Annotated in this window: 13 protein-coding genes and 1 other RNA gene; 3 read left to right on the top strand and 11 right to left on the bottom strand. The window is 39.1% G+C overall.

Going from position 1 to position 8,525, the window contains the following annotated elements; all coding sequences use genetic code 11:
- The coding region (locus Q0296_RS11415; RefSeq protein ID WP_298040694.1) for a M24 family metallopeptidase at positions 1-603 on the bottom strand (603 nt) is incomplete at its 3' end.
- Entirely contained in the window at positions 600-1,079 is a 480-nt protein-coding gene (gene aroQ, locus Q0296_RS11410; protein WP_009294223.1) for a type II 3-dehydroquinate dehydratase, read from the bottom strand. The genes aroQ and Q0296_RS11415, both read right to left, overlap by 4 nt.
- 84 nt (positions 1,080-1,163) lie before the next feature.
- On the opposite strand from aroQ, the gene Q0296_RS11405 reads away from it, so the two are divergent.
- Entirely contained in the window at positions 1,164-2,381 is a 1,218-nt protein-coding gene (locus tag Q0296_RS11405) for a metal-dependent hydrolase (protein WP_298040691.1), read from the top strand.
- The gene (gene sppA / locus Q0296_RS11400; protein WP_298040689.1) at positions 2,369-3,232 is read left to right on the top strand and encodes a signal peptide peptidase SppA; all 864 of its coding nucleotides are present in this window, start codon (positions 2,369-2,371) and stop codon (positions 3,230-3,232) included. Before Q0296_RS11405 ends, sppA begins: the two co-directional genes overlap by 13 nt.
- A gap of 121 nt (positions 3,233-3,353) precedes the next feature.
- Here sppA and Q0296_RS11395 read toward each other — a convergent pair whose 3' ends face one another.
- The 7 genes from Q0296_RS11395 to Q0296_RS11365 form a co-directional block, all read right to left on the bottom strand.
- Complete coding sequence (locus Q0296_RS11395) at positions 3,354-4,589, bottom strand: HipA family kinase (protein WP_298040687.1); 1,236 nt, start codon at positions 4,587-4,589, stop codon at positions 3,354-3,356.
- A gap of 7 nt (positions 4,590-4,596) precedes the next feature.
- Positions 4,597-4,824 carry a hypothetical protein gene (locus tag Q0296_RS11390; RefSeq protein ID WP_298040685.1) on the bottom strand — a complete coding sequence of 76 codons (228 nt, stop codon included), beginning with the start codon at positions 4,822-4,824 and terminating at the stop codon, positions 4,597-4,599.
- Positions 4,825-4,888: 64 nt separating this feature from the next.
- Positions 4,889-5,047 carry a hypothetical protein gene (locus Q0296_RS11385; protein WP_298040683.1) on the bottom strand — a complete coding sequence of 53 codons (159 nt, stop codon included), beginning with the start codon at positions 5,045-5,047 and terminating at the stop codon, positions 4,889-4,891.
- Positions 5,044-5,229: a hypothetical protein gene (locus tag Q0296_RS11380; protein ID WP_298040681.1), complete on the bottom strand. Its 186-nt coding sequence runs from the start codon at positions 5,227-5,229 to the stop codon at positions 5,044-5,046. The genes Q0296_RS11385 and Q0296_RS11380 overlap by 4 nt, the downstream gene beginning before the upstream one ends.
- Before the next feature lie 2 nt (positions 5,230-5,231).
- Positions 5,232-5,393, bottom strand: coding sequence for a hypothetical protein (locus Q0296_RS11375; protein WP_298040679.1), 162 nt, complete (start codon positions 5,391-5,393; stop codon positions 5,232-5,234).
- Between the two features lie 106 nt (positions 5,394-5,499).
- Positions 5,500-5,858, bottom strand: a transfer-messenger RNA (tmRNA) gene (gene ssrA / locus Q0296_RS11370).
- Between the two features lie 30 nt (positions 5,859-5,888).
- Positions 5,889-6,293 carry a phosphorelay protein gene (locus tag Q0296_RS11365; protein ID WP_298040677.1) on the bottom strand — a complete coding sequence of 135 codons (405 nt, stop codon included), beginning with the start codon at positions 6,291-6,293 and terminating at the stop codon, positions 5,889-5,891.
- Between the two features lie 85 nt (positions 6,294-6,378).
- On the opposite strand from Q0296_RS11365, the gene panB reads away from it, so the two are divergent.
- Positions 6,379-7,194, top strand: a complete 816-nt coding sequence (panB, locus tag Q0296_RS11360; protein WP_298040675.1) for a 3-methyl-2-oxobutanoate hydroxymethyltransferase — start codon at positions 6,379-6,381, stop codon at positions 7,192-7,194.
- 63 nt (positions 7,195-7,257) lie between these two features.
- Here the strand turns inward: panB and Q0296_RS11355 are convergent, their stop codons facing one another.
- On the bottom strand, positions 7,258-8,145 hold the full coding sequence (locus Q0296_RS11355) for a cache domain-containing protein (protein WP_298040673.1): 888 nt from the start codon (positions 8,143-8,145) through the stop codon (positions 7,258-7,260).
- Positions 8,138-8,509 carry an HIT family protein gene (locus Q0296_RS11350; protein ID WP_298040696.1) on the bottom strand — a complete coding sequence of 124 codons (372 nt, stop codon included), beginning with the start codon at positions 8,507-8,509 and terminating at the stop codon, positions 8,138-8,140. Before Q0296_RS11350 ends, Q0296_RS11355 begins: the two co-directional genes overlap by 8 nt.
- Positions 8,510-8,525: the final 16 nt, after the last annotated feature.

The raw sequence follows: 8,525 nt of genomic DNA, 5'->3' as shown, positions 1-8,525 counted from the left end.
AGCATCAAGTAGCAGTAAATCGCCCTTTTTTAAAATTTTATCCCCAGGTAGCGCATGCGCCTTTGCGGCATTTTCATTTATCGCTACGATCGGATCAAAGCTAAGACCTAGCTCGTTTTTTTGCCTAAAAATAAGCAAGGCGTTAAAATGAAGCTCTTTTTCGCTCATCCCTTCGCCATTTTCACGCACAAATTTAGCAAATTCATCAAAGCATTTTGCTCCAAATTCGCTAGCTCTTTTTAAAATTTTTATCTCATCCTCGCTCTTGCAAATTCTCTTTAGCCTAGAGAAATTTGCCTTTGGCTTGAAATTTATCTTAAAACCCTTGCTAAGCGCGTTAAATTCGCTTAGACTTAGCTCATCAGGGTTAAAAACGAGGCTGCTTGGCTTCATCTTTCTTAAAAATGCCCTAACCTCGTTTATTAAATTTCTCTGCGCTAAAAGAACGACCACGCCAACATTTACGCAGCTTTTTGCCTCGAAATAATACCTCGCATCCGTGAAAAAGTATTTCACGCCATCAAGGCATAGCAAAAACTCATTGTCGCAGCTGTAACCGCACTCGTAAAATACGGCGTTTTCGTCCTTTAAGATGAAATTCATTGTGCGTTTTGATTTGCTCTTACTGCTTTTATCTGCTCAAAAATTTGAAGCATGCCTATCATCGCCAAATGATAGCCAACTGGTCCAAAGCCCACGATCTGGCCTGCAGCAACTGGTGCGATAAGGCTTTTGTGACGGAATTCTTCTCTTCTATAAACGTTGCTGATATGCACCTCGATAACTGGCAGCGCAACCGCACTTAGCGCGTCACGGATAGCGATAGAGGTGTGAGTGTAAGCGGCTGGATTTATGATGATGCCGTCAGCATCGCCCAAGCACTCTTGAATCTTATCGACTAGCTCGCCCTCAAGGTTGCTTTGAAAAAACTCGATCTCAACGTCATTTTGATCGGCAACGATCTTCATTTGAGAGTGGATATCCTCCATCTTCATAACGCCGTAAATTCCTGGCTCTCTAGCGCCAAGCATGTTGATATTTGGGCCTTGGATAACCATTATTTTTAGCTTCTTATCCATGTCACTCCTTTTTGATTAAATAGCCCAAATTATACATTTTCGTTCCTAAATTTTCGCTACAATAACAAAAATTTAAGGCTAGAAATGGAAATTTTAAAAGCAAAAAAAATAATCACTGGCGGAGAAAATCCAAAAATTTTAAGAAATTCTTGTGTTGTCATTGATGAGGGTAAAATTTTAGAAATTACAAGCGAAAAAGAGGCGCAAAAGAAATTTAAAGAGGCGAAAATTTGCGACTTTGGTGAGAGCGTGATCGCCCCAGCCTTTGTAAATACGCACGTTCATTTGGAATTTAGCTCAAACGTTAGCACACTAAAATATGGTGATTTTATAAAGTGGCTTGGCTCTATCGTCGATAAAGGTGGCGAGCTAGCAAAAATGGACGCTAAAAAAGCGATGAGTGAAGCTATAAATTCGCTACTAAAAAGCGGAGTTTGTGCCATTGGCGAGATATCTAGCTTTGGTAGTGATCTTGAAATTTTAGCTGATAGTCCGCTAAAAGTCGTGCTTTTTAGTGAAATTTTAGGCTCAAGCGAGCAGATGGCTAACCAAAATTTGCAAAATTTTTTAGCTAAATTTGAAAAGACAAAGGGCTATAAAAGTAAAAATTTCACCCCAGCTATCTCACTGCACTCGCCCTACTCTGTGCACCCAAAGCTCGCCAAAGCCGCCCTTGAGATCGCTAAAAAAGAGGACCTGCTTGTAAGCACGCATTTTTTAGAGAGCAAGGCTGAAAAGCAGTGGCTAGAACGTGGCAGCGGTGGCTTTAAAAAACACCTTTTAAGATTTAGTCAAGACCCTAAGCCGATGTATGATGCGAAAAGCTACTTTGCGATGTTTCGTGAGGTAAATACACTATTTACGCACTGCGTTTATGTGAGCGATTTTGCTAAATTTAAGCCTCACCACAGCGTGACACACTGCGCCGTTTCAAACAGACTGCTTGGCAAAAAGGCGCTAAATTTAAAAGAAATTTTCAAAAATAACGTCAGTTTAAACATCGGCACAGACGGCTTTAGCTCAAATATCAGCCTAAATTTCTGGCATGAACTAAGAGCCGCCCTTTTTACCCACGCCAGCCTTGATCTAAACGAGCTTGCCACTAGGCTTTTTGTCGCTGCAACGCATGGTGGCGCAAAGGCGCTTAGGACAAATAACGGCGAGATAAAAGCAGGACGCGCGGCTGATCTTGCGGTCTATAACGACCTAGAGTGCGATGATAGCGAGCTAATACTTCAGCTCATACTTCACACAAACGAGGCAAAAAAACTATATATCGGAGGCAAAATTTGCAAATTTTAAGGCTTATTTTTAGAGGATTTTTGGGAATTTTTAAATTTATAAATAACTACTTTAAAGCGCTCATATTTTTACTCATCTTATTTTTTATTTTCGCGCCAAATGGCAAGATGAAAGAGCCAAATTTAGCCCGCATCGACATCACCGGCACGATAGTAGATACTAGCGAAATTTTAGACGAGCTCGAAAAGGCAAGGCTGGATAGCAACATCAAAGGTGTGCTGCTCTACATCGACAGCCCAGGCGGAGCGCTAAGCCCGAGCGTGGAGCTAGCCATGGCGGTCAAACGACTAAAGGAGAGTAAAAAAGTGCTCGCATACGCTGCTGGCAACATGGCAAGTGGTAGCTACTACGCTGGCGTAAATGCTGATACTATCGTAGCAAACCCAGGCGCTTTCATCGGCTCCATTGGCGTCATCATGCAAGGAGCAAACATCGAAAATTTAGCCAAAAATCTAGGCGTGAGCGAGCAGGTGGTGAAAGCTGGCGAGTTTAAAGAGGCTGGCACCTTTATGAGGAGCTGGAGCAAGCAGGAGCGTGAGAGCTTGCAAGGGCTCGTAAATGACGCTTATATGCTTTTTGTAAGCGACGTGGCTGAGGCTAGAAATTTAGATATCAAGAAAAAAGACGAGTGGGCAAATGCTAGGGTCTTTTTAGCACAAAATGCCCTAAAAATGGGGCTGATAGACAGCCTTGGTAGCTACATAGACGCTCAAAATGAGCTAGCAAAAATGAGCCTCGTAGATGAGCCCGTCTGGCAAGAAAAACCGCAGCTCGAAAAGATAATGGAGAAATTTACAAAGCAAGGCATAAACTCGCTTTTTGGCGCATTTTTTGAGACAAAGCTTAGATAAAAAACCAGCCAAGTTAAATTTAACTGGCTAGCAAAGCTTTTGTAGTTAGCTTATCTAAAATTCCCCTCGCTATCCACGAAGAGTTCTCGCTCTGCTATTTTTATCAAAAAAGTAGTTTCATTTATCCTTTGAAGCACTTTCTTACTGCCTGCCTATTTAAAATTTGCTCCGCCTGCTCGCTCTTTTGCTCGTCTTTATTTTCATTGCAAAATTTTATAGCTAGCTTTGCTCTATCTTGTATATGCTTTTGTATCGGCTCTAGCCACTCGTCACTTAAGTTAAATTTAGCGTGCTTTCTAAATTCAAATTTACTAAGCTTTTCTAGGCCCTCTAAGTGTCTATCACATACAAAACGCTTTAGTTGTTCGTTAAATCCATAATCAAAGTGAGAAATTTTATCGCTCAATGCAGTATCAATATCTTTTAATTCATCTTGAGTTAAGAAGTTAATCATCGATAAGCCGTTATCAAATATCGGTGCTGCTCTTAATGGCATACCAGTGTCGTTATCTACAATCATACCAAAGTTACCCAAGTGCCTATCGGTATTATAAATAAGTGCGTCAAATACGAGTAAATCTCTTAATTTATCCTCTCCATATATCGCAGCAATTTTCATATTTCTATTCTCAACCGAAAGCTCGCCTCTTTTAAAAAAGTTACCCATAGGCACGTAACCCTCATTTTGGCTTGTAAAAATTTTGCACGAGCTTATCAGTTCATTGTGAAATTTTTGTAAGTCGTATTTTATACACTCAAAGCCTAAAGCTTGCGCTACTTGAGCCATATAAAATTCTGCGTAAGCCTCTTTACCATTATTTGCGTAAGCTTTACTAGAGCCTTTATATAGATAAATTCCGTCCCACTCTCTATACCAGCACTTCTTAAGCATTCCGTTAGTTGTGTATTCAGGCGAAGATGTAAAGCCACTTACTTTATGGCTCATACCACTAAAGGCAACTAAAGACAAAGCCTCGTCAAATTTATTATCGTAAAGATTATAGTTTTTCCATTTATAGTCATCGATAGCTGGAGTAACCCAAAACGTATCATTTAAACTAAGCCCAAATGATACGTCGATATAGTCCATAAGACTACGCTTCTCATCTAAACTATAAGAAGCAACAACCTTTTCTACAAAACGTCTATTATTCGGTATTCTTCTATTTTCTATCCAGGATTTTAAAGAGTTATTTAAATCGTTTATATCAATAGTTTTAGGCAAATACGAAGCGTCTTTTATTGCGATATTTACAACTTCATATTTGAAATTTTTGCCGCCTATATCGTCGTATTCTTTGGCATTAATACTAAATTCTAAAATAGTTTTGTCTTTATTTTTTAAATGATAAAACATTATTTTTCTACTCTTTTGCCTTTCTCATATCTGCTTTCTCTTTTATCTCTTCTGCCGCTTCAAGATCAAGCTGCGCTTTTTTAAAGGCTTTACGAGCTTTATCAAGGCGGTTAGAATTTTTGGTGCTAGGATTACTTTGATAAAGCTCTTCCGCCTCTTCGAGTTCAGCCTTTTTTCTACCATAGTTCATTTGAGCGTTTTCTAAGCGCATAGTGGCATTATCTCCACCAGCCAAATTTGCACGTGAGGTTACTTTTCCAGTAACTGGGTTACGTCCGATAGTTAAATCTAAATCACGTTTAGCTTGCTCGGCGGTTAAATAACACTCTTTTTTTTCCCCTCAATACTCCACCTATGCTGCGAGGTCTATTTTTAGGGTCAGAGCAATCTACTTTAGCAAAAGCACTCAAAGAGAAAGCACTTAAAACTAACGCTATAACTAATACTTTAATTTTCATTTTTGCTCCTTTTCTTTATTTAACTCTTTTTCTAACTCTTCATAATCAACTATTTTTACAATTTCAGGCTTTAAACCAAGAGCAGGCGGAATTTTAATAACGCAAAATTCTTCGCCCTCGAAGTCAGTAACAAAAGTAACTTTATCGCTCTTATCTTCCAGTTGTTTTACTTCTTTTTGCATTTTTATTCCCCCTTGCTTTCAACTTGCTTTTTAGTTTGCTCTTTGGAGTTATCTAATCCTTTTCTTTTACGCAGTCTTCTAAAGGCGCTTGAGAAAGTAGTTAGATGCCTTTGATGTTCAAAGTCATCATTAAAATCACAAATATATTCAAAACTATTTGCCATATAAGCCTCCTTTGTTTTTTAAATATTGTAATTTATATTTTTTAAAAATAAGCAAAATTTAAAATAATATTTGAATTATAGAATAAAATAGAAATTTAAAGTGAAATGGTGGAAGCGAGGGGGATCGAACCCCTGTCCAAAAACAAAATCCATACAGCCTCTACACGCTTAGCAAAAGTGAAAATTTCATCTAAAAAGGCTCACTTTCCAAAACCAAAATTTAGACTAAGACTTGAATTTCAGCTAGCAAGCAGTCACTTTGCTGGCCTACTCTAGCTAAATTACTCGCTTACATCCTAGCTAGAATGAGACAAAGCGAGGCTCAACTGAACTTACGCAGCTTTAGCGTAAGCAGGAACGAAATTAACGTTGTTTGCGTTTAAATTTAATTTGAGCTTTTTACGCTTTGCTCAAAGCGACGTGCCACCGTACACACTCTGCTCCTGTCGAAGCCAAGTCGCTCCCATAAAAAATGAAATGGTTTAGTTGGATTGTTTAGTCAAGCTTTGCAGGTACGTCAATGATCTTTGGCTCAAGGACGCTAAAATACTCTAGGTCTTTCTCGACGTCGCCTTTGTATTTATGAAACTGATCGCTAATAAGCAGCAACCAATCTATAAATTTATCATTTGCTGGACCTTTTAAGCTTCTAGCCTCTTGAGTGACCTCTTCAGCTAAAGTCGTTAGTTTCAAGATCGGGTCAAGATGCATAAAACCTGCTGCTGATTTGATATTGTGAAAGATCCTAGAAAGCTCTAAAATGCTCTCCTTATACTTATCAGCTATTCCTAAATTTATTATCAAAGGCTCTAGTAAATCGCACATCAAAGTGTAGTGGGAGAGAAACTCCTCAACTATATCATAAGAATAATCGACTTCAAGCCTTTTTAATATACCCATTTTCATGTCCTTAAGAAATTGGCGTAATTGTAGCAAAATTTTGATAAAATTGTTAGCATTATCACAAATTTTACCGGACTTAGCCATGAAAGATGAAAAAATCGCAAAGAAAAAACTCACTATAAATGATATAAAAAATAAAAAAGGCGTCGAGCCTATCGTGATGATAACCGCCTACGATGCGCTTTTTGCTAAAATTTTTGATGACTACGCTGATGTTATCCTTGTCGGCGATAGTCTAAATATGAGTTTTAATATGAAAGAGAGCACACTAAGTGCTGATATGAGCACCATGCTTTATCACACAAAGGCTGTTTGTGCCGGAGCTAAAAAGACCTTTATCCTAGCTGATATGCCATTTGGCAGCTACACAAACGAAAAGCAAGCTATAAAAAATGCTATGAAATTTTTCAAGCAGACAAATGCCGATGCGGTGAAGCTTGAAGTTGGCATGCATCAGGTAAATTTAGTAAAACGCCTCTGCGAAGAGGGCATAAACGTGACAGCCCACATCGGACTAAAGCCGCAGTTTTTTAAATTTGAAGGCGGATACAAGATAAAAGGTAGAAGCGAGCTTGAGGCAAAAAGGCTGGTTGATGAGGCTTTGGCGTTTGAGCAAGCTGGCGCGTTTAGCATACTGCTTGAGGGCACGCTTAGCAACGTAGCAAGCGAGATAACAAGGCAGGTTCGTGTGCCAGTTATCGGTATAGGCTCTGGGGCGGACGTAGACGGACAGGTGCTTGTATGGTCTGATATGCTCGGTTTTTTCGAGGACTTTAAACCAAAATTTGTCAAGCGCTATCTTGACGGAGCCACCCTTGTGCGAAAAGGCGTGCAAAGCTATGCTAGCGAAGTAAAAAGCAAAATTTTCCCAAGCGAAGAGTTTTCGTATAATGGCTAAATTTATCTGCCTTGCTATCTAAAATCAAATTATAGCAGCACTAACCTGCTAGAATTTATAAATTTAAAAAAGCTCTTCTGATTCGAAGTAGTTTTGTGAGATGTTTCGCTCTTTTTCGTCTGTATTTACGTGAAGGACGTAGTAGCCTATCTGCGTGTTGCTAGCATCAAGTAGCGGCACAACGCAAAAATAGTGCGTCTTATATACGTAAAATTCATACTTTTTAAGGTCGATATCACGCAAAATTCCAACTATATTTAAATTTGCACTGCTTAAATTTTCGATGTAATAATCACTTAAAATTTGATCACTCGGCGCACTTTTGTGTGCTGGCATCTTATCTTTTGATAGGAGTACGAAAAGGTCGATGCCTTGCGATTTATAAAAATTTCCAAGTGAGTCATAGTTTAGCAAAACCTCGATGCTACCGATGTTTTTACCCTCATGCATCACATTTGAAACAGCCCTTATATGCACCCCCGCATACCACGCCTCGATGCCGACCATTGGCTTGTTTTGTCGTCTTGACTCCTGGATTAAATACCTAGAATTCGCGCTCATATCACCATATCTGTTTAGATCCCAGCTTCTTACGTAGCTTTTTAGATCCTTGTCGTAAAGATGAAGCTTGATGTTGTTATACATCGACGCTGCGCCAAGGGTTTTGGTCAAATTTTCGATATTTTTCACGCACTCTTCGCGGCCTTGACCAAGAAAGCAGTTTTGGACCGACTCATTTTGAGCGAGCAAAATAGAGATCGCCATTGATGAAAATTTCGCGTCGTCAATACTTTTGTTGAGCTGCTTTATGTGGTGATCGAAAAAGACGCGCATATTGTTTTGCTTTTTTTCAGTCATATATGAGCTATAAAGAAAGTAAAAAAGCCCGCCTATCACGGCAAAAACGGCAAGCGCAATGTAGATGTTTAGATATTTTTTATATTTATTCAAAACTAAGCCTTAGTTTTTCTTCTAAAAATTTAGCAAATCCGTCAAATTTAGGCAGCACAAGCTCGCTTTTTCTCTTTGGGCTAGCCCAAACGCTATCTGGGAAAAATGCATCCTTTTCAAATCTAGCAATTACGTGAATATGCACGTGTGGCACGTAGTTTCCAAAGCTTGCGATGTTTATTTTAGTCGGTTTATAAAACTCAAGCATAGCCTTTTCAGCCACCAGCATCGCCTCAAAAAGCCTAGCCCTACTCGCCTCATCGCACTCGCTTAGCTCTCTATATGGCTTAGCGGTAAAAATTTTCACCCACGGAAGCTCGTTCTCTTCGCGCTCTACTTTTATAAATTTATCTTCATATATCATAATTTTGCCCCTATTT

This window comes from uncultured Campylobacter sp. (assembly GCF_937890585.1).
GTDB lineage: Bacteria > Campylobacterota > Campylobacteria > Campylobacterales > Campylobacteraceae > Campylobacter_A.
Note: the sequence above shows the minus strand (reverse complement) of the source record. Positions and strands in the feature narration are given on the sequence as shown.